At 46.6% G+C, this 22,436-nt stretch carries 10 protein-coding genes; 5 read left to right on the top strand and 5 right to left on the bottom strand.

Going from position 1 to position 22,436, the window contains the following annotated elements; genetic code table 11:
- Positions 1 to 414: 414 nt before the first annotated feature.
- The 4 genes from GZK95_RS12135 to GZK95_RS12150 all read right to left on the bottom strand — a co-directional run bounded on the left by GZK95_RS12135 (position 415) and on the right by GZK95_RS12150 (position 6,187).
- Positions 415 to 861: a YgdI/YgdR family lipoprotein gene (locus GZK95_RS12135; RefSeq protein ID WP_075711053.1), complete on the bottom strand. Its 447-nt coding sequence runs from the start codon at positions 859 to 861 to the stop codon at positions 415 to 417.
- 4 nt (positions 862 to 865) lie between these two features.
- Entirely contained in the window at positions 866 to 3,211 is a 2,346-nt protein-coding gene (arcB, locus tag GZK95_RS12140; RefSeq protein WP_075711142.1) for an aerobic respiration two-component sensor histidine kinase ArcB, read from the bottom strand.
- A gap of 138 nt (positions 3,212 to 3,349) precedes the next feature.
- The gene (locus GZK95_RS12145; RefSeq protein WP_075715455.1) at positions 3,350 to 5,101 is read right to left on the bottom strand and encodes a sensor domain-containing diguanylate cyclase; all 1,752 of its coding nucleotides are present in this window, start codon (positions 5,099 to 5,101) and stop codon (positions 3,350 to 3,352) included.
- Between the two features lie 156 nt (positions 5,102 to 5,257).
- Positions 5,258 to 6,187, bottom strand: coding sequence for a TIGR01212 family radical SAM protein (locus tag GZK95_RS12150; RefSeq protein ID WP_075711057.1), 930 nt, complete (start codon positions 6,185 to 6,187; stop codon positions 5,258 to 5,260).
- A gap of 535 nt (positions 6,188 to 6,722) precedes the next feature.
- Here GZK95_RS12150 and gltB point away from each other — a divergent pair.
- The 5 genes from gltB to GZK95_RS12175 all read left to right on the top strand — a co-directional run bounded on the left by gltB (position 6,723) and on the right by GZK95_RS12175 (position 20,938).
- Positions 6,723 to 11,261, top strand: coding sequence for a glutamate synthase large subunit (gltB, locus tag GZK95_RS12155; RefSeq protein ID WP_075716248.1), 4,539 nt, complete (start codon positions 6,723 to 6,725; stop codon positions 11,259 to 11,261).
- Complete coding sequence (locus tag GZK95_RS12160; RefSeq protein ID WP_075716249.1) at positions 11,261 to 12,730, top strand: glutamate synthase subunit beta; 1,470 nt, start codon at positions 11,261 to 11,263, stop codon at positions 12,728 to 12,730. The genes gltB and GZK95_RS12160 overlap by 1 nt, the downstream gene beginning before the upstream one ends.
- A 209-nt stretch (positions 12,731 to 12,939) precedes the next feature.
- Complete coding sequence (locus GZK95_RS12165) at positions 12,940 to 13,371, top strand: DUF1499 domain-containing protein (protein ID WP_075711144.1); 432 nt, start codon at positions 12,940 to 12,942, stop codon at positions 13,369 to 13,371.
- Between the two features lie 287 nt (positions 13,372 to 13,658).
- A complete protein-coding gene (locus GZK95_RS12170) occupies positions 13,659 to 19,112 on the top strand; it encodes a glutamate synthase-related protein (protein WP_075716250.1) in 5,454 nt (1,817 codons plus the stop codon).
- 65 nt (positions 19,113 to 19,177) lie between these two features.
- Complete coding sequence (locus GZK95_RS12175) at positions 19,178 to 20,938, top strand: diflavin oxidoreductase (protein WP_075716251.1); 1,761 nt, start codon at positions 19,178 to 19,180, stop codon at positions 20,936 to 20,938.
- A gap of 64 nt (positions 20,939 to 21,002) precedes the next feature.
- Here GZK95_RS12175 and vpsR read toward each other — a convergent pair whose 3' ends face one another.
- Entirely contained in the window at positions 21,003 to 22,337 is a 1,335-nt protein-coding gene (gene vpsR / locus GZK95_RS12180) for a cyclic-di-GMP-binding transcriptional regulator VpsR (protein ID WP_075711067.1), read from the bottom strand.
- Between the last annotated feature and the right edge of the window lie 99 nt (positions 22,338 to 22,436).

The following is a 22,436-nucleotide window of genomic DNA, read 5'->3' on the forward strand; positions in this document are numbered from 1 at the left end:
GGTTACGGATTAATTCTTTGTATGTTTGACGGCTCGATCGATTTGATCGATGAACAAGCAATCAGCACAACCTTTCGACGCATGGAACGCACAGGTTGAAAACATGGGAGCGCACGATTTTTGAATCACAGTGAACGATTTCATGATGCGCCTCCTAGCAAATAATTAATCCAATCTTTTGGGGAATATGAGCTTAAACTCATGGTTAAATTTTAAGCAATTGAATCTAATATTCAACCCCAAACCACGACCAAAATTCAAAACAATTTTTTTACCTAAAAATAACGTAAATTTAGGCTTATTTATAAGATATTCCACTTGGAAATATGCCAGCATCACTATATTCATTTGAGACATAAAAAAGCCAACCTCATCGGGTTGGCTTATATTTCAATGGGATGTGAGCATCAGCTATCAGTAGACAGTGTCAATCACGACCTGTTTCTCAACCATCCACTGAAGGTTTCCTTGATGGTTAAGCTGTAAAGCAACGTCGACAGGTTGACTTGGGTCAAGCTCCAGTTGCCAAGCAAACACGACTTCCCACTGGTTTTCTGTATGGCTACGAATCTCAACCGCGTCTCCATCAATAAACCATGTATCATCGCCTTGACGCAATGTGACTTGATCCACCTCTAAATCGGCAGGCAACGGTTGCGTGGATTCAAGATAAAGAGCCGCATGAAGATTCTGCTCCTGCAGTTCACCAATCGTCGGCATTTTGTTTAGCCATAAATTCGTGGTTAATTGCACTTCGGCCTTATCAATGGTTACTTTTGCATCTTGCTCCCACCCCACCTGAGGTGAAGAACACCCAGCTAACAATGCGAGCGCGAGCGAAACAATCGTAAACTTTTTCATATTATTACCTCTGGGCTAACCAATCTTTGAGTATCTGAATATCCACTTGATACTCCTTTTTAATTTCATCGACCCAATCATCGATGTTTTCCCACCAAGCCGGAAGCTCTGGAGATTGTGCCTTTTGTGCGACGCTTTGTATATGTTTCAGACCAATCGAACCCGCAGCCCCTTTAATTTTATGAGCCTCGGAGACAATACCTTCCTGATCTTTCGCCACCATATTCGAATCGAGCAATTCAATATAACCCGGCATCATCTCTTCAAACATTTTAATGCTTTCAAGAACCGGTTTAGCTCCGACGATGCCAACGTAAGACTCCAACATATCCAAATCAAGGATGTTCTGATAAACCTCCTCGGCATCAACATGATGCTCAGGCTCAGGGAGATGGGGCATCGGCTCACATGGTTCATGATCACCAAATAGCGCAATCACTTCTTGCACCGCGAGCACCGATAGCGGCTTGCTGATCGCCTCATCCATACCTTGCTCGTAGTATTCCTGCTTATTTTTCACAACGTTAGCGGTAAGTGCAACTAGCGGAGGAAGTACTGGATAGGTTTCTCGAAAATGCGCCGCAACATCGAACCCAGTCATATCTGGCAACTGAATATCAAGGAAAACCAAGTCATACAGTTCTGGATCAAACATCTCAATCGCTTCTTGCCCCGTCATGGCAACAGAGACCTCATGTCCCATACTCTCTAACAGCGAGCGGGCTACCGTAATATTGAGTTCAATATCTTCAACCATAAAGATGTTGAGCTCTCGCTGAGCTGGTTGAACTTCAACTTTGGCGATTTCTGCCTCTTGAGCAAGAGGAACGCATATGGTGACGGTAAAGGTACTGCCAAAGCCCTCTTCACTGCTTACGGTGATGTCCCCATGCATCATTTTAATCAGCTGCTTAGACACCGCTAAACCGATCCCTGTGCCTACCGCATGTAAGTTATCGCTCTCTGATTTCACCTGATAATACATGGCAAAAATATTGTCTAACTCAGATTCTGGAATCCCGACACCGGTATCTTCAACCTCTAGGGTAATGTGGGCATTTCCTTGCTCAATCACCGAGCTTACTGAAAGCACCACACCACCCTCTTTAGTAAACTTCATTGCGTTACTGATCAGATTCCACAAAACTTGACGTAATCGAGTGGCATCAGCACTGATGGCTGTAGGCAGATCATTCAAACGCTCGAGATTAAAACGCAAACCTTTTTGCTCTGCCATTAAGGCGGCAATACTCTCAATTTCAACCACAAACTCTTCGAAATTAAGCGGCGCTGGGTAAAGCTCTAACTTACGACGGTCAAATTTATCCATATCAATGATATCATTGAAGATATTGCCAAGCGTAATCGCACTGACATTGATCGTTTGCATATGTTTGCGTTGCTCATCCGTCATTGGAGTATCAAGCAACATTCGGCTCAAACCAACGATGCCGTTAAGCGGAGTTCTTAATTCATGACTGATAGTCGAAATAAACGTTGTCTTATCACGGCTGGCTTTTTCTAACGACTCTTCATGACGCTTACGCTCAGTAATATCTCGTCCAAAACCGACCAAGCCTAAATGTCGGCCCTCTTTGCTGTAAAACGGCACTTTACGCAGTTCAAAATAGATCTTGCGACCATCAGGGTACTCAAGCCACTGCTCATAAGTGATCGCTTGATTGTCAGCAAAAACGGCATCATCGGTTTCCACAATTTGCTGGGCAACTTCTTTGCTGTATACCTCCCAAGGGGTTAAACCGACCAACTGAGACTCTTTTTTCCCGGTCAGCTCTTCCATCGCACGGTTACACCCAGAGAAGACTCCTTCAGCATTGCGGTAGTAAATAAGATCTGGCGAAGCATCAATAAAAGAACGTAATAATGCGGTACGCTCAGCCAGTTCCATTTGCGTGCGTTCACGTTGATACACCTCATTTTCGAGGTCTTTCATTGCTTCTTCACGCCCCTCTTCTGCTTTAATCCGATCTTCAATTTCGCGATTCAACTTCTCAATATTTTGTTGAAGTTGCTGGTTAAGCTCCAAATCTCGCGAGCGCATTACTTTAAGTTTTGAAACCAGCTTAGAAAGTCGTTGGCGAGACTCCTCTAACTGATCAACTACCACCGAAAGAAAGTAGACAGCCCACGGAGTGATCACTAGGCCAAAGAAAACCGAACGAACAATGTCGATGTTATCGACATGCCCACTAAGAAATAGAGTGATCCCAACTTGAACAACGACTGCGAGAGAAATTAAAGCGAGAGCAAGAAGAATGGAAAAACGCAAAATACCCAGTTTGACCAAGAGATCAACGTAGTATTGAGCAAGATTCTTAATGGTTTTCATTGAGTGCTCCGAGCGAGAAACAGCAGCTATCACCATAAACATCGGCTGCTGAATTATTAGAATAATAAATGGCGACTTAGCTCCACATACTACCTGCTTTCACAACACACAGCTAAAAAATCACGAATTAGCGTATGCTTAATTACTCGATGTGTGATGTAGGCAAGTTTGATTACGACCTTGTGCTTTAGCACGATATAAAGCACTGTCTGCTAAGGCAACCATTGAATCTGGACTGTCGCTTGGCTGAGGCACAAATGTGACAAAACCAATACTAACGGTGACGTAAGGCTTAACTTGGGAGCCTTGATGGGGAATCGCTAAACTCTCTACTTCTGTATGAATGCGTTGTGCCAAAACTTTCGCACCATCAACCGTGGTGTTTGGCAGAATAAATGCAAACTCTTCCCCACCATAACGGGCAACACAATCACTGGAACGCGTAATGACTCGCTTAAAAGCTTGAGCAACGCCAATTAACGCTTCGTCGCCTTGCTGGTGACCATAAAGATCATTGAAGCCTTTGAAGTTATCAATATCACACAACATGATAGTCAATGGTCTCTGCTCGCGAATGTGCAGATGCCATAGTAAATCTAACTGCTCATCAAAACGACGACGGTTGGCGATTTGGGTTAAACCATCAATAAAACTGAGTCTTTCCAGTTCTTGGTTTGCCTCGGCTAATTTCTGTTCCGCAAGATATCGTTCCGACACATCGCGAGCCATCACCAACACGCCATTTGTGCCCGAAGCAGGATCACGAAAGGGAGACTTCACTACGTCATACCATGTCATCTCACCGTTACTATGGACAACTTGTTCTATATATCGCTGTGAAACGCTTTCTTTCAGCACTTGGTGATCACTCTCAGAGAGTTTCTTATATGCCTCTGCAGAGATTACGTCTTGGAGCCGGCGTCCGATTAAGTCATTAACGTCTGAGATACCGAGTTTTTTAACAAATGGTTTATTGCAGGCTTGATAAATTAAGCTTTGATTGAAAATACCAATGGAGTCTGGGCTGGCCTCTAGGATGTTTTGTAGGATGGTGTCACTTTGCGCTAGTGCCACCTCAGTGTCGCGGCGTTTTTCCATTTCATCACGCAAATTACGCTGAATGTCATGCCAATCCGTCACATCATGGCTGATCCCCAGCATACCAAGCGGCTCACCTTGTGGTGACATCAATAGACTTTGGTGCGTCTCTAATAAGCAACTGCGTCCAGAAAGATCCACAGTCCAATGTCGATGAGAGGCCCGTCCTTTGTCAACGCCCGTGATCTCATGCATACCTTCATCAAATCGCTCGCCCCAAAAATGATCAAACGCTCGGTTGGTAAAAAGTTTTTCACCATTAGTCCCTTTGACAAAAATCAGCTCGGATAAATTGTCAAACGCACTTTTTATCACCGAAAGAGAGTGAACTTGTTTGGTCATGTCATCAGCGTTCTGCTTATATGGCGTAATGTAAAACAGCCAACAACGCTTGCCGTGGTAATCGGTCGCACGGGCATACACTTCTACTCGAACAGACTGATTCGCAGACAGTGGCCAATCAATCTTATATACCGCAGAGTTGTTATGCGTGAAATAGTCCATCAGTTCGATGATAAATGATTGATTGAGGGTGCCTGGCAGCAAGTAGTAACGCCCCACACGGCGCACACCTAAGACTCGTGCGGCAACCGCATTTGAAATCAGAAGTTTGCCTGATTTACTCTCAACCAACATCATCGGTACGGGAGAGTCTTCGATAAGACGTTTAACTTGTCGGTGAAATCGATAGTAGAGTTGGACGAAAAGAACCAGCAGCACAATGGCAAACAGCATTTCAAATCCATGAAGATGGACAGACTCAAATATCCAACTTTCCGACGTCTTTATCATATATAGGCTAATTATCTCTGGCGTTTAACTAATATACCCAAGCAACTCGATGATGCTTGGCTATATGCGCCAAGTTACCTGCCATCGAAAGCGGCACCAAGGAGTAACTTGGACATTTTTAAAGATAGCAGTTTCTAATTAATTATCGGTCACAAATCAAGGCTTAATGTAATGAAACGGTCGGCCTGTTAGTGAACCTTGAGCCCCGTCTCTATTTAGTGCTCGTCCTATCTCTGTCATCGCCAACCAGCGGTTCTCGCACCACAGTGGAGAAAGCAGGGTTGGACGACGTGCAGCCGACGATACTCGGTGATAAATCACCTCGGGTGGAGTCATGCGAATCAACTCACTCGCAATTTCAACATACGCTTCCAACTCTGGCGCTTCTAGTTTACCTGCACGCCATGCTTTGGCCATCGTACTGCCCTCGACGATATGCAAACCATGCAGTTTAATGCCGTCAGTACCCACTTCGAGCACTTGCTGCATAGTGCGTACGTTATCTTCTCGAACTTCTCGAGGTAACCCGACAATCAAATGAGTACATACTTTTATGCCCAACGCGCGAGCGCGACGAGTAATTTCTGCATAACATTCGAAGTCATGACCGCGGTTTATGCGTTTCAATGTGTCATTATTAGCCGTTTGCAACCCGAGCTCTAGCCAAATCTCATAACCTTGTTGTACATAGCTTGAGAGAAGATCCAATACCGCATCAGGTACGCAGTCAGGACGCGTGCCGACACACAGCCCGACAATATCCGCCGATTTAAGTGCCTCTTCATACATATTCTTCAGCACTTGCACTTCTGCATAAGTACTGGTGTAGGCTTGAAAGTATGCTAAATATTTTTTTGCCCGAGCAATTTCACCAGCGCGATCTGTTAACTGCTCTTTAATGCTTTTGACTTGCGTTTCCTCATCGGCGAACGACGCCACATTACAGAACGTGCACCCTCCGCGACCAATGGTGCCATCGCGATTCGGACAACTAAAGCCACCATGTAATGTCAATTTATGGACTTTCTCGCCATAGCGACGGTGTAGATCTTGACCAATGGTGTTTACCAACTCATGTAACTGCATATCTTCCACTAATGAGAATAGAAATCATTAAGATTTGTGTAATTAAATTACACAATTTGTTCACTTTTTAAGTACACGCTATTTAACCAAAACCTCCTATTTGATCCCTATCACAAATCAATAAACATGCAGATATACGTGCTTCAAGCTAAAATTTAGGCAAAAAACAAACATAAAACCTATTTCATACGCGAAAAAATTGCGCAACAACGCCGCGTTTTGATTGCATTTTAGCCTGAAGAAATTGTAGGATACTTACAGATCTCACTCGCGAAGCCGTAGGCTGAAAAACAACATAATTAGCGAGGAGAACGGTGATATACCAATCCCGCCTATATAAATCACTACAAAAGTGATGCAGTTAAATGGATATCACCAAGGATTATCTTTCTCACAAAATTTTTCCTGTGAGGAAAGAAAGGAATCAAACCTGAACAACCTCGGTCAGGTGCGAATTAAAACTATAAAAGGAAGTGACGTGCGATTAAGTTCGCTTAATCAAAGTGCGTCCAAATTAGATTGGAAGGATGTATCTATGGTAGATAGAGAGCAGAGCACCCAAGGTCTGTACACTCCTGAATTGGAACACGACGCTTGTGGTATCGGTTTTGTTGCTCACCTTAAAAACCGTAAATCACACGCAGTAGTTACGCAAGCACTTGATATGCTAGCGCGCATGGAACACCGTGGCGGTCAAGGTTGTGACCCTTGTAGCGGTGACGGCGCAGGTATCCTACTGCAAAAACCTCATGAATTTCTTTTAGAAGAAGCGGTGAAGCTTGGGATTAAGCTTCCTTCTTTTGAAAAATATGGCGTGGGTGTGGTTCTTTTCCCGAAAGACCAGCACAAACGCGAGCAATGTCGTGACATTCTAGAGCGTAACGCCAAACGACTAGACCTCGAAGTGATTGGCTACCGCGTGTTGCCAACCGACAACTCAATGATTGGTGCCGACCCACTCAGCACTGAACCTCAATTTGAGCACGTGTTTATCACGGGTGGTCCAGGTACCACGCCAGAAGAACTTGAGCGAAAACTATACGTTCTACGCAACTATACCGTTCGTGTTTGCCTAGAGAGCGTATCGAATATTGGTGATGATTTTTACATCAACTCAATGTCGTACAAAACCCTCGTCTATAAAGGCCAGTTGACCACGGAGCAGGTACCGCAGTACTTCTTAGATCTGCAAAACCCAACTATGGTGACAGCGTTGGCGTTGGTGCACTCGCGTTTCTCCACCAATACATTCCCTAAATGGCGTCTGGCGCAGCCTTTCCGTTACATTGCTCATAACGGTGAGATCAACACCGTGCGCGGCAACCTAAACTGGATGAAGGCCCGTGAAGCGATTCTGGAATCAGAGCTCTTTACTCAAGCTGAAATCGATATGCTGCTGCCGATCTGTCAAGAAGGCAGTTCAGACTCATCAAACTTCGATATGGCACTTGAGCTACTGGTACTTTCTGGCCGTAGCTTACCGCATGCATTGATGATGATGATCCCTGAAGCATGGCAAGAAAACAAAAACATGGATCCAACCCGTCGTGCGTTCTATCAATACCACGCCAACATCATGGAACCATGGGATGGCCCTGCGTCTGTCTGCTTCACTGACGGCGTGCAAGTTGGTGCGACCCTTGACCGTAACGGTCTGCGCCCATCACGCTACACAGTCACCAAAGATGACTTCCTCGTTATGGCGTCAGAGTCTGGTGTGGTTGATATCGCGCCAGAAAACGTTGAGTTCCGCGGTCGTCTGCAACCAGGTCGCATCTTTGTCGCTGACTTAGAGCAAGGTCGCATCATCTCTGACGAAGAAGTTAAAGATGCCATTGCCACCGCGCAACCTTATCAGAAGTGGGTAGAAGAAAATCTACTAAGCTTGAAAAAACTGCCTGATGCGAGCAACCAGTTCAGCCAACCATCGCCTGAGCGCCTATTACACCGCCAACAAGCGTTTGGCGTAAGCTCTGAAGAAGTCAATGAAGTCATCGTGCCAATGGCGAACGATGGTAAAGAACCTTTATCAGCAATGGGTGCCGACTGGCCGTTAGCAGTGCTTTCGCACCAATCACAGCATCTATCAAACTACTTTAAGCAGCTGTTTGCCCAAGTCACCAACCCGCCGATCGACCCGATCCGTGAACGTATGGTGATGTCACTGAACACTTACCTAGGTAAAGATCAGAACTTACTGACGGAAACACCTCTACACTGTCAAAAAGTTGAGCTTGAATCACCAGTGCTGGCAAACTCTGAACTTGAGAAGCTACGTGCGATTGATAACGAGCACTTACAAGCAAAAACTCTCGACATCGTATTCCAAGCAAGCGAAGACCAAGGCAAACTTGAACGTGCACTAAAACGTATTTGCCAATACGCAGAAGATGCGGTGATTGATGGCTATTCCATCATCTTGCTCACTGACCGTGCCGTAAACTCAAACCACGCCGCTATTCCTGCAATGCTGGCGGTAGGTGCCGTGCATCACCACTTAATTCGCAAAGGTCTACGTGCTAAATGTGACATCGTTGTCGAAACAGGTGACGCACGTGAAACGCATCACTTTGCCACACTACTTGGTTACGGTGCTAACGCAGTAAACCCGTATTTGGTTATTGAAACCATCATTGAACTGCAACGCACGAAGAAACTTGATCCGCAAGCCAACCCTCGCGATCTATTCAACAACTACCGTAAAGCCGTGAACGGCGGACTGCTCAAGATTTTCTCGAAGATGGGTATCTCTACGCTGCAGTCTTACCATGGCGCACAGATTTTCGAAGCGCTTGGTATTCACAAGTCAGTGGTAGATAAGTACTTCACTGGTACAGTCTCGCGTATTCAGGGTCTGACTCTGGATGACATCGCTAAAGAAGTGTTAGTTCGTCACCGCTTTGGTTACCCACAACGTGAGATCCCAGTACAAGTACTAGATGTCGGTGGTGTGTACCAGTGGAAACAGCGTGGTGAAAAACACCTGTTCAACCCAGAAACCATCTCTTTGCTGCAAGAATCAACACGCAACAAGAACTATGATCAGTTCAAACAGTATGCAGCAGCGGTTGATAAGCAAGGCGACAATGCGGTTACGCTACGAAGCCAACTGGAGTTTATTAAAAACCCAGCCGGTTCAATTCCTCTTGCAGAAGTCGAGCCGATTGAAAGCATCGTAAAACGCTTTGCAACCGGCGCGATGTCGTTTGGTTCCATTTCTTACGAAGCGCACTCCACACTAGCTGTCGCGATGAACCGCCTAGGCGCGAAATCGAACTCGGGTGAAGGTGGTGAAGACCCAATCCGTTTTGAGCGTAAAGAGAACGGTGATTGGGAACGCTCTGCGATCAAACAGGTTGCTTCTGGTCGTTTTGGCGTGACGTCATACTACCTAACAAATGCTGACGAGCTACAAATTAAGATGGCTCAAGGTGCGAAACCTGGTGAAGGTGGTCAACTACCGGGCGACAAAGTCGATGATTGGATTGGTGCAACACGTCACTCAACTCCTGGCGTAGGACTTATCTCACCACCACCACACCACGATATTTACTCCATCGAAGATTTGGCTCAGCTCATCTACGACTTGAAGAATGCTAACCGTGCTGGTCGCGTTAACGTTAAGCTCGTATCAGAAGCTGGCGTGGGTACGATTGCTTCTGGTGTGGCAAAAGCTAAAGCAGATGTGGTACTGATTGCTGGCTTCGATGGCGGTACTGGTGCATCACCACTGTCGTCTATTCGTCATACCGGTCTCCCATGGGAGCTAGGTTTGGCAGAAACACACCAAACGCTACTAAAGAACGGTCTACGTAACCGTATTGTCGTTCAAGCTGACGGTCAGATGAAGACACCACGCGACCTTGCTGTAGCAACACTACTTGGTGCAGAAGAATGGGGTGTAGCGACTGCCGCACTGGTTGTTGAAGGTTGTATCATGATGCGTAAGTGTCATAAGAACACCTGTCCGGTGGGCATCGCAACACAAAACAAGACGCTACGTGAACGCTTCGATGGTCGCGTTGAAGATGTTGTTACCTTCTTCCAGTACATGGCTGAAGGGCTACGCGAGATCATGGCTGAACTTGGCTTCCGTACGATCGAAGAGATGGTAGGCCAAGGTAAGAAACTGAAAGTTCGCCAAGATGTTTCTCATTGGAAATATAAGAACCTCGATCTTTCGCCTGTCCTTCACGTCGAAGAAGCGCGTGCGGAAGACGGTATCTTCTGTCAAACCCAGCAAAACCATAACCTTGAATCAGTGTTGGATCGCCAGCTTATCCAAGCTGCTATCCCTGCACTAGAAAAAGGTGAAGCGGTAAATGCCGAGTTCCCTATCGTCAATACCGACCGCTCAGCAGGCACAATGCTGTCGAATGAAATTTCGAAGGTCTACAAAGATCAAGGTCTACCTCAACCAATGAACGTTAAGTTCAAAGGTTCTGCTGGTCAGTCATTCGGTGCTTTCCTAGCGAAAGGTGTGAAGTTCGAAGTCGAAGGTGATGCCAACGATTACTGGGGTAAAGGTCTATCTGGCGGTACGCTGGTGCTTTATCCAGATGCGAAATCAAGCATTGTTGCAGAAGATAACATCGTCGTGGGTAACGTTTGTTTCTACGGTGCGACCTCTGGTGAGTCTTTCATCCGCGGTCTAGCTGGCGAACGTTTCTGTGTACGTAACTCTGGTGCAAAAGTAGTGGTTGAAGGCGTCGGTGACCACGGTTGTGAATACATGACTGGTGGCGCAGCGATTATCCTTGGCTCAACAGGACGTAACTTTGCCGCTGGTATGAGTGGTGGTGTGGCTTATGTTTGGGACAAGTCTGGTGACTTTGAGTCAAAACTCAACCCTGAACTGGTTGACCTCGACCCAATCGAGCAAGCAGATAAAGAGCTACTACTTGAGATGCTAACTAAGCATGTTCAATTCACAGGAAGTGAAGTTGCTCAGTCTTTCCTCGACAATTTTGAAGCAAGCCTTGAGAGCATGGTGAAAGTAATGCCACGCGACTACAAAGCTGTTCTACAAAAGCGTCAGGCTGAAGCACAACAGACAGAAGCGGAGGCAGTGTAATGGGTAAGCCTACTGGATTTTTAGAGCATGGTCGTGAACTCCCGCAGAAAATCGACCCGCAAGAGCGTATTAAGAACAACAAAGAGTTCGTTCTCAACGAGGAGTTTGGCGAAAAAATCAACACGCAAGCTTCTCGCTGTATGGACTGTGGTGTGCCGTTTTGTCATAACGGCTGCCCGATTGGCAACATCATCCCAGAATTTAATGATGCGGTTTACCGCGATAGCTGGGAAGAAGCTTGGAACATTCTGAGCTCGACCAATAACTTCCCTGAATTTACGGGTCGTGTCTGTCCTGCGCCATGTGAAAGTGCTTGTGTACTTGGTATCAACCAAGACCCAATCACCATCTGTAACATCGAGAAAACCATAGTCGAGACCGCGTATCGTGAAGGCTACGCGAAACCGAAAACGCCACGCAGCCGCACGGGTAAAACTGTGGCTATCATCGGCTCTGGCCCCGCAGGTTTATCTGCCGCTGAGCAGTTGAATAGTGCCGGTCACTCCGTGACGGTGTTCGAGCGTGATGAAAAAGTCGGTGGTTTGCTACGCTTTGGTATTCCAGACTTTAAACTCGGTATGGATATTATTGATCGCAAGATCAACTTAATGGCAGAAGCTGGCGTTGAGTTCAAAGTAAATCAACATATCGGTGTGGATGTGAACGCCCAGCAACTGCGCCAAGAGTTTGATGTAGTACTACTGACTGGTGGTTCAACCGTTCCTCGTGATCTACCGGTTCCTGGACGTGAACTGAATGGTGTTTACTTTGCGATGCAGTTCCTAGCGCAGAACAACCGCCGCGCAAACAACATGGATCTGAAAACGGAAGAAATTCACGCGAAAGATAAGCATGTTGTGGTGATTGGTGGTGGTGATACGGGTTCCGACTGTGTCGGCACATCAAACCGTCATGGTGCGAAAAGTATTACCCAAGTGGAAATCATGCCGATTCCGCCAGAAAAACGCCCAGCAAACATGCCTTGGCCTCAATACCCAATGATTATGCGTACCTCGACTTCTCATGAAGAAGGCGTTGACCGTCATTGGAACATCTTAACCAAAGAGTTTGTCGGTAACGACCAAGGTGAAGTGACTGGGTTACGTATTGCAGACATCGTCTGGGATGAACCTAAAGCAGGCGAACGCCCTAACTTCATAGAAGTCGAGGGAAGCGAACGAGTGATTCCTTGTGATATGGCATTCCTAGCAATGGGTTTCCTACATCCAGAGCCACACGGAGTGTTAGCGCAACTCGACATCGCTTTAGATGAACGAGGCAATGTCGCAACACAAGGCTTTGCAACCAATCAACCAGGTGTATTTGCTGCTGGCGATATGCGTACTGGTCAATCTTTGGTGGTGCGCTGCATCAATGAAGGCCGAGAATGTGCTCGTGCAATCGATGAGTTCTTAATGGGTGGAACTCATTTAGAAGCAAAAGCGAACTCTCTGATGCTTTCCGCTTAAGAAATTGGGCGAGAGATGATCGTCTCTCGCCTTTTTCCTTCCATTTTAATTTGACCAGCTTTGCGCTGGTCTTTTTTTTCTCTTCGCTTTATTCACCCAGAATGACTTGGCAAGCTCACTGTTCTCTTGGCTATCACTTGGTGAATATGATCAGATTGACTATAGTTGCGTATGGAGTAATCACACTAAACTAGATACGGACAATAATGATGAAAGCCCCCTTCGCACTGTTTGCTGCTGCAATCATGCTTTCAGGCTGCAGCCAAGGAGAGAGAGTTATGGCCAAAAAAATCGATCAAATGTGCGGCGACAAACCCAACTGCGTTTCAACCTTAGATCAAAGAGAAGAACACCAACTGGCTCCCTTCACGCTCAAAGATGGTGTCACACTCGAGCAAATCGCAACCGTTGCCCTCACACTTCCCGGAGCCAAGTTGGCGGTGGAAGAAGATCGCTACTTACGCATAGAATGCACGAGTAAAATAATGCGCTTTGTCGATGATTTAGAGCTAGAGCAACAAGATAACCAACTGATCGTTCGCTCAGAATCACGTGTCGGCTATTCAGATTTTGGCGTCAACCGCAAGCGTGCTGAACAATTAAGAAATGCATTGAATGATGCCGGTTTACTCTCTAAATAAATTCAGTTCTCCTTCGACTTAAACCCAAGTTTGCTTGGGTTTATCACCTCACACCACTCGCAACAACTGTTAAAAATTCATTAACATCTTCGCCAATAACGTCTAATTTTTAGTCGATCTTAGTCACACAATACTTGCGATAAACGATCTCTCATGGTAATTATGGGTGTTCTAATAAAGAGAATAGGAATTATTCTTACTTAAAGACAATGGATTACGGCACTGTAGTGATACAAGCCAATGGACTCAGCGGAAAGTAAACCGCTAGCAATCAAGGAAAAGATCGAATGAATCAGGAATGTCGCTCGCTGTTTGATCGCGAGCTTGAACACTCAAGTTGTGGAGTGGGGTTCATCACGGACAAAACGGGCGAACAGACTCACCAACTTTTATCTCTTGCCCACCAAGCACTTTGTACTATCCCTCATCGCGGCGGTATGAATGCCGAAGGTATTGGTGATGGAGCAGGAATCAACATTGACTTATCAACCCATTTCTTTAGTGGCCTACTAAATCAAGCTGAATTACAACTAGGCGAGTTTGGCGTTGCTAACTTTTTTTTCCCCTATGACAGTAATCAGCACGCACGCACTGAAACGTTAATCACAGAGCTACTCAATCAGTTTGACCTTACTTTTGAGCTCTACCGCCAAGTTCCTGTTAACGCAGATGCGATTAATGTCGCCTCGCAACAAGTACAGCAAGCCATTCACCAATATGTATTTACCAATGGCAAAAATAACCGAACCCCTGCGGAGTTTGAGTTCGATATCAACCTCGCCTTGAATAAGTTAGAGTCCATCGCATTTACCGATGACGAGTTACATGGCTTTTACCCACTCTCCATGAGTTCCAAAACTCAAGTTTATAAAGGTCGTCTAAACTCATGGGAAGTGATGCCCTATTTCTCTGATCTCACCAACCCAGAACATCGAGTCACCACGTTATTCTTCCACACGCGATTTTCCACCAATACAGCCCCTGCGACAATGATGGCTCAACCATTTCGCCGGATGGCCCATAATGGTGAACTGAATACCGACAAAAAAAATCGCTTAAGTGAAGATGCCATTGCACGTCAACAGCATAAAACCGTCGTATTTCCTAAAGGACAATCCGATTCAGCTCGCTTAGACCAAACGTTGGCACGCCGGGTGATCGAAGACCAAATGGATATAGTCACGGCAGTCATCGCCATGATGCCACCAGCATGGGAAAACGACGCTAAGCTCTCCCCTAACGTCAAAGCAATGCTGGAGTATTTCAGCCTTTCAGAAGAGAAAAACGACGGGCCTGCTGCACTTATATTCTCTGATGGTCAAAAGGTGGGAGCACGTCTCGACCGTTTAGGTTTGCGACCACTGCGTTGTGTAGAAACTCACCGCTACCTCGCGGTGATGAGTGAGGCCGGGCAAATTGATTTTCCTGCCGAAGAAATCATTCGATTTGGTCGCATCCAAGCTGGTGGCATGATCTATTTTGACCATGCCACTGGACAAAGTTATGAAACCAACCAAATTCTGGAATCTCTTGCAGCGCAACGCAATTATCCAGCTCTACTTCAATCGGCGCGTTTTACTCTCAATGATCTCGAGCCAACCACACTCGATACCACCGCTGACAACAACAGCTTTAGTACTTATAGCCGCCATGTTGCTTACTCCCTTAACCAAGAGAGCTTTAAATTCTTTCTTGATCCAATGCTCGAGTCCGGTGCTGAGAAAATCTCGGCCATGGGCTTTGGTTTAGCACCAAACGTGTTAACGGATGAAGAAGGAGGCATGGCCAAGTACTTCAGCCAACGATTTGCTCAAGTCACTAACCCACCATTGGACTCATTACGTGAATCTGATGGCATGACGTTACGCGTCGCCTTGGGTGCCAAACCCAATTTTAGCCCGAGAGATACCGTTCAGTTGGTGCTGGAGTCACCCATTATCCAACCGCAACAGTTGCAGCAAGTGTTGCAACAACAGAGAATAAAAGTCACCACCATCGACACCTTGTTTACCCCAACGATCAACAATCGGGATGACAATACACAACGGGTAAAGGATGCCGTAGAACAGGTGTGCCAACAGATAGAGGCTGCGGCCTCATCGGGGTACGGCATTATCGTATTGAGTGACAAAGCGATTGCCAATAACCAAGCCGCCCTGCCCGCTATTTTAGTCGCAGCGGCAGCGAATCAACGCTTGATCAAGCAAGGTCTGCGTTTTGATACCAGCTTAATCTATCAAACCGGACAAGCGGCCAGCAGTCATGATATCGCGTGCTTGCTGGGCTTTGGTATTTCAGCTGTCTGCCCTATCTCTGTCTACTATCGGGCGCAAACACTGGCGAACAACCAAAGTGTCGAAGCTGGGTTGAACAACTTCCAGAAAGCGTGTGAAAAGTCGCTAATGAAGACCATGGGTAAGTTCGGTCTTTGTACCGCTGAAAGCTATATTGGCGGTGAGTTCTTTGAGTCTAACTTTATCGACACAGACTCTGATTGCCTCAATGCTTACTTCCCCAATATTGCTTCGCCAGTCGGTGGAGCAAGGCTGGCAGATATCGCGTGGAGCGCAGCCAAATGGCATTTCAAAGCCATGGCAATTAACCAAGAGAACCAAATTCCTTTGCTCGGCTTGTTTAAAGAACGCCAAGATGGCGCTGGGCACAGTTTTGGTAATACTGCGGTGCGCGAGTACATCAATATGACTCAAGAGCCGGTGAGTTATGTCGAAGCCTCACAAGAGGCCAAACTGCTTGAATCGACCTTGGTACAAGAGCAAGATCTTGCCTACAAGCAAACCGGTTATGACAAACTCACTCCAGAACAAATCGACAATTTTGCCATTACCCCAGCCTATCGAACCTTTGCCAACAATCTTTACTTAGAGAGGGAAACTCGCCCTGCGGCACTGCGCGATATTCTACTCTTACCACTGGATTTTACTTTGGCTACCAGCCAAGCTGAGTTTGTTCACTTACTCGACCGTTACCATTTAGACGGCAACATCGACTATTTATGGCGAGGAATTAAGGTTGATAACCACCAACCTGAGTACGTGTTAACACTCGACAATCCCAAAGCGAATCAAGCGCTCAAAGAGGCGATTGAATTGGTGTGGGAAGGTCATGTTGAACACGTCGCGCTATGGGAAAAAAGTGTCCGCTTGATCGCGTCGCCACAACTGAGCCGCTTTCTCAGCCGAGTAAAAACTTCGCGTAAAGCGCTCAAATTGGAACACGTTTCTGCCGCTCATCTTATTACGCCATGCTTTGCCTCTGGAGCAATGAGCCACGGTGCGCTAAATGCCAATGCCCACCAAGCCGTAGCTCAGGGAACCAATATCGCAGGGGCGATGAGTAACTCGGGAGAAGGTGGCGAACACTCTTCACGTTTTAACTCGATAAAATCCAGCAAAATCAAACAATTTGCTTCCGGGCGATTTGGTGTTTGGGTCGGCTACTTGGCCGATCCACAGCTTGAAGAGATCGAAATCAAAATTGCTCAAGGTGCGAAGCCTGGCGAAGGAGGACAACTCCCTTCGGCAAAAGTGACGGTCGAAATCGCCGCAGCGCGAGGAGGCACCCCGGGAGTCGAACTCGTCAGTCCTCCCCCTCACCACGATACCTACTCAATCGAAGATCTTGGTCAACTGATCCATGATGCTAAAGCTGCACGTGTAAAAGTGATCGTCAAACTGGTCTCTTCTGAAGGTATAGGCACAATTGCTGTTGGGGTTGCCAAAGCAGGCGCAGATATCATCAACGTTGCGGGTAATACTGGCGGTACAGGGGCTGCGGCGGTAACCAGCCTGAAAAATACCGGACGAGCAGCGGAAATTGGTATTGCAGAAGTCCATCAGGCACTAAGTGAAAACGGCTTACGAGACAAAGTGATTCTGCGTTGCTCGAATGCTCATCAAACCGGTATGGACGTGATCAAATCGGCCATCATGGGCGGCGACTCGTTTGAGTTTGGCACGACCGCGCTGATGATGCTGAAATGTGTGATGGCAAAAAACTGCAATATAAAATGTCCGGCAGGCTTAACCACCAACCCTGAGCTCTATCAGGGCGACCCGCGCGCACTGGCACAATACTTCCTCAATGTTGCCCATGAAGTTCGTGAAATCCTTGCATCATTAGGCTACCAAAGCCTTGCGGAGATCCGTGGCAAAACCGAGCTTCTGCACCTCGCTAACCATCACAGTATCGTTGGACGCCTAGATGTTACCGGACTATTGAAACCCGTTGATTTAGTCAGGATTGCTAAACCTGTCTATCTTGAAGCGGATTTCACTGCCGATGACAAGTTAATTGAACGGCTACTCAATCACTACTTTGACTCGCAAGAGCCGCAGATTACGTTAGATGCAGGCAAGCTAAACAACCGCAATAAATCGACTGGAGGGCAGCTCTCGATAGATATTGAACGTGCTCTCAACTATCAAGACAAGGGCTTAAATCATCCTGCGTTGATTACGGCGAGCAACGGCCGCCGCTTCTTTGATGCCGAGTCGATAGTCGTTACCAGTTATGGCAGCGCAGGCCAAAGCTACGCCGCTTTCAACAACAGTGGTTTAGTCATGCAGCATACTGGAACGTGTAATGATGGCGTCGGAAAAGGAGCCAGTGGCGGGCATATCGTCGTGCGCTCACCGCATGCTAAAGCACTGAGAAAAGGCAGCAATGTACTGATTGGTAACTTCGCTCTGTTTGGTGCTACCGGTGGGCAAGCCTTTATTCAAGGTGAAGCTGGCGATCGCTTTGCGGTGCGAAACTCAGGAGCGGTAGCGGTTGTGGAAGGCGTCGGAGACTTTTGCTGTGAGTACATGACCAATGGTTCAGTGATAAACCTTGGTGATTACGGTAAAGGTTTCGGCAATGGCATGTCAGGTGGTATCGCTTATCAATATGATATCGATGGCAAGTTTGCCGCCAGCTGTAGCAAAGATTCTGTGCTCACCGTACCACTGATTGAACATGATCAAGGCTACGAAGAAGCGTTGAAATGGCATCTGGAACAGCATCTTCGATTTAGCGGTTCCGAAACAGCTCGCCATTTACTCGCAGATTGGGCCACTAGCCGAACTCTTTTTACTTTGGTGCTGCCACTCGCCCTAATCCAAAGTCAGCATCCTGAGAGTATTTTGCAAAGCCATACAAGTAAGAAAATGCTTGAGGAAATGATTCATGGTGAAGCAAGCCGCCTGATCGAACAGATTCACTTTGCCTATCGCGATAATCAACCTTTATCCGAAGGTCTAAGCCCGCAGTACGGTGAAATGGACAGTGAGCTAATTTGCCAACTGCTCACTCAAAGTGGCGTCTTACATCGCGCTCAGCAGTTGAGTCTCGCTCATCGTCATCCCGATACGGAGAGCAACTCTAACCTTCGCCGTTTATTTGAGCTAAAAGATAAAAAGCTGCTAGATGCGATATGCAAAGATGTCAAAGAGGCCGTTTCCGCTTACAAAGATCAAGAGCTCGCTGTACTGCTGGCGGCTAAACGGATCGAAGATTATAAAGCGTCGCTCAATCGTCGAGATGTTTGGGACACCCACTCTCGAGGAACCACTGTCTGGATCATGACCCAAGAAAAAGCAGTTGCTCAGCAACGGAGCGAAATTGAGCCACTCAACCAACGACTGGCAACGCTCTATTGTCAGCAATTTGCTGAAGTCATTCGCCAAGATATCGAGCAAACCTCACGCATGGAACAGCAAAAGCAAGTGAAAACCGCCTAAGGAAAGGCACTGTATCCCCCAGTCATGTGTACATACGGGGCAGGTATAGAGAAATAGGAAAGAGAATGAAAGTACCTCATTTACCACAAGATATTCCGTTCAACGACGACCAAAAAACTTGGCTGGCTGGTTTCTTTTCCGGTCTCCACTCACGCTTGCTGGTCAAGCAGGAGTCGGTGGTCCATGCAGAAAGTGCACCGCAAGTAAAAAGCTTAACCATTCTATACGGTTCACAAACCGGCAATGCAGAAAGTGTCGCCCATGACGCAGCAGAGAAAGCAAAAGAGTATGGTTTGACGGCGACCGTACTCGATATGGATGACGTCGACGCGCAAATTTTTGTCAAATCCTCCCGCATCCTGATTGTGACCAGCACTTACGGTGAAGGTGAAATGCCGGACAACGCAGAATCACTGTGGCAAACCATGAGTAGTGACAACGCGCCAAACCTCGAAGGCACCTTTTTCTCAGTGCTGGCGCTAGGAGATACCAGTTATGATGAGTTCTGCTTAGCAGGTAAATTATGGGATGAACGCTTAACTGAGCTTGGCGCAACAAGAGTTTCAGAGCGCATCGACTGTGATATCGACTTTGAACAACCCGCTGAAGATTGGATGGTGGCAACTCTACCCACTATCGCCGACAAAGGAGAGGATGGCGAATCACCGACGCAGCCAACCAACACGTCAACCAAACAGAAATCCAAATACAATCGCAAAAGCCCGTTGCTGGCGACACTCAAACACAAACGCGTACTAACTAAGCCAAACTCGTCAAAAGAAATCGTCCATTACGAAATGTCACTTGAAGGCTCAGGTGAGTTCTATAAACCCGGTGATGCACTGAATGTTATCCCGCAAAATCAGCCTAATCTGGTAGAAGAGGTGCTTGATCAACTCGGTTACAGTGGGGACGAACGTCCATCTTGGAATGGAGAAAGCCACAGCTTACGCGATATCTTCACCGGTTATCTTGATGTGCGAACTCCGAGCAAAGAGTTGGTTAAAGCGCTCGCGGAGGCAGCCAGTGACCATAAGCTATTGCAGCTACTTGCCAGTGAAGACACGACGCCATTAAACGATTTCCTTTGGGGGAAAGATATCCTTGATATTTTGCGTTACTACCCGAATGTCACACTGTCGTTAGCAGAAACACTTTCACTACTCAAACCCATTGCGCCACGTGCCTACTCGATTTCATCCAGTTTGAACAAACATCAGGATGAAGTTCACCTCACCATTGGAAGTGTGCGCTATCAAAACCAAGATCGTGAGTATCGAGGCACCTGTTCGACTTGGCTAGCCGATATTGTCGAACAAGGTGACAAAATTCCATGCTACTTCGCGCCTAACAAGAACTTTGCCATTCCTGAAGATGACCAAGCTCCAATGATAATGGTCGGTCCCGGCACAGGTATTGCCCCATTTCGGGCATTTCTAGAAGAGAGGGAAGTCAAGGCTGCTCCCGGTGATAACTGGTTAATCTTCGGTGATAGAAATGCCGCTAGTGACTATATTTATCAAGAAGAGATTGAGTCTTTAGTCCAAAAAGATGTGCTAACTAAACTAGACTTGGCTTTCTCAAGAGATCAGGCGGAAAAAGTCTATGTACAAGACAAAATGCGTGAAAACGGCGCAGAGTTGTTTGCTTGGCTAGAACGCGGGGGATACTTCTTCGTCTGTGGCGATGCCTACCGCATGGCAAAAGATGTCGACAAAGCCCTACATCAAGTGATCGCACAGCATGGAAAACTAGATGATCAAGGCGCATCTGATTATGTCGCTCGATTGAAAAAACAAAAGCGTTATGTCAGAGATGTTTACTAGCCAACCAATCACTTAAACGAAAAAACCATGGCGATACGCCATGGTTTTTTTATCCATCTAGCACCTAGACCGTGCTATCGGTGATCAGATTATGCTTATTGAGCAGACGGTACATGGTTGCACGCGAAACACCCAACTCTTTCGCCGCCATAGAGACTTGTCCAGAGTGAGACTCCAACACCAGTAACAGCGCATCACGCTCACTTCGCTCGCGGATACTCTTAAGACTACGCTTACCATCACTGCGTTTCGGCAAATCTAAGTTTGCTTCATCGAGCATAACCGTATCTGACATGAGAACCACGCGTTTAATCTGATTCATTAGCTCACGAACATTGCCTGGCCAATGATAACGAGTGAGCGAGCGCACCGCATCTTCAGTAAAGCTTCGCGCCTGCGCGTTGTACTCTCGGGAGTAATCCATCAAGAAGTGACGAGCCAAAATGGCAATATCACCTGCTCGTTCTTTCAAGCTTGGCACGTTAATCCGCAATACATTGATGTAATGGTAAAGTTCTTCATTAAAATCACCATCAATCAGCGCCTTCTCTATATCTGCGGAGTTGGCTGCCAGCACTCGTACATCAATTTCTTTGCTACCATTTGGGGTTTCAATCGTCCCTTCTTGCAAAAAACGCAGCAAATTGAGCTGTTGCGATTTAGGCAAGGTTAGGATGTCATTTAGCAGCAATGTCCCACCATCAGCCTGCTCTAAGTAAGAAGGCTCTTCCTCATCATCGCGATTGATACCAAATAGATCGCTCTCAATCCTGCGTTCTGACAAAGCACGGCAGTTCACCGAAACAAACTCTTTATGTGCTCGTGCTGATGTTTTGTGCACCGCTCGGGCAACTGTTTCTTTGCCGGTACCACTTTCACCATAAATGAGGATACTGACATCCGTTGGGCCGATACGCTTAATTTGATCGCGTAAACGCTTCATCGGAATAGATTCACCGATCAAGCCCATATCATTGTTATTACCGTAATGCGGCCATACCTTTTTCTCCAACTTAAGCATACCCAGTTGGTGTCCAATGGTGCTCAAAAGCTGAGCATCTGGGATAGGTGCAGTAAAAAAGTCGACACAGAAGTTAACGATAAATTGGCAAATTGTGTCAGAGCTAAGCTGAGATTCTCGGATAAACGCAATCCAGCGAACCTGCTTATGTGCACTCACTAAGTTAGCAATACCATTTAAACTAAATTCATCGTGACTTAAGTCAACGACACCAATACATGGACCAGTCTCAGAGAACAAGGTGTTCGCCTTGCGCAAATCTGCGCACTGCGTACATCGCCAACCAACTTGTTCGAGTACTGAAAGCCATGGTTCGTAGCTACCACCTACTACGACTAACGAGCCTGGGACAGAGTCCATACGGAATTGACTACCCATTTAGCTTCTTCCTTTTAATTTGTAATAAACTTTATAATTATTTGTGCCAAGAAGAACACATCAACTAAGCGTCTACACTATAAGAGCTGGCGTAAATAA

It is taken from the genome of Vibrio panuliri (assembly GCF_009938205.1).
GTDB lineage: Bacteria > Pseudomonadota > Gammaproteobacteria > Enterobacterales > Vibrionaceae > Vibrio > Vibrio panuliri.

Coding starts and splice junctions, on each gene's coding strand:
- GZK95_RS12135 (WP_075711053.1), bottom strand. CDS start 861: ATGAAAAAGTTTACGATTGTTTCGCTCGCGCTCGCATTGTTAGCTGGG.
- arcB (WP_075711142.1), bottom strand. CDS start 3,211: ATGAAAACCATTAAGAATCTTGCTCAATACTACGTTGATCTCTTGGTC.
- GZK95_RS12145 (WP_075715455.1), bottom strand. CDS start 5,101: ATGATAAAGACGTCGGAAAGTTGGATATTTGAGTCTGTCCATCTTCAT.
- GZK95_RS12150 (WP_075711057.1), bottom strand. CDS start 6,187: ATGCAGTTACATGAGTTGGTAAACACCATTGGTCAAGATCTACACCGT.
- gltB (WP_075716248.1), top strand. CDS start 6,723: ATGGTAGATAGAGAGCAGAGCACCCAAGGTCTGTACACTCCTGAATTG.
- GZK95_RS12160 (WP_075716249.1), top strand. CDS start 11,261: ATGGGTAAGCCTACTGGATTTTTAGAGCATGGTCGTGAACTCCCGCAG.
- GZK95_RS12165 (WP_075711144.1), top strand. CDS start 12,940: ATGAAAGCCCCCTTCGCACTGTTTGCTGCTGCAATCATGCTTTCAGGC.
- GZK95_RS12170 (WP_075716250.1), top strand. CDS start 13,659: ATGAATCAGGAATGTCGCTCGCTGTTTGATCGCGAGCTTGAACACTCA.
- GZK95_RS12175 (WP_075716251.1), top strand. CDS start 19,178: ATGAAAGTACCTCATTTACCACAAGATATTCCGTTCAACGACGACCAA.
- vpsR (WP_075711067.1), bottom strand. CDS start 22,337: ATGGGTAGTCAATTCCGTATGGACTCTGTCCCAGGCTCGTTAGTCGTA.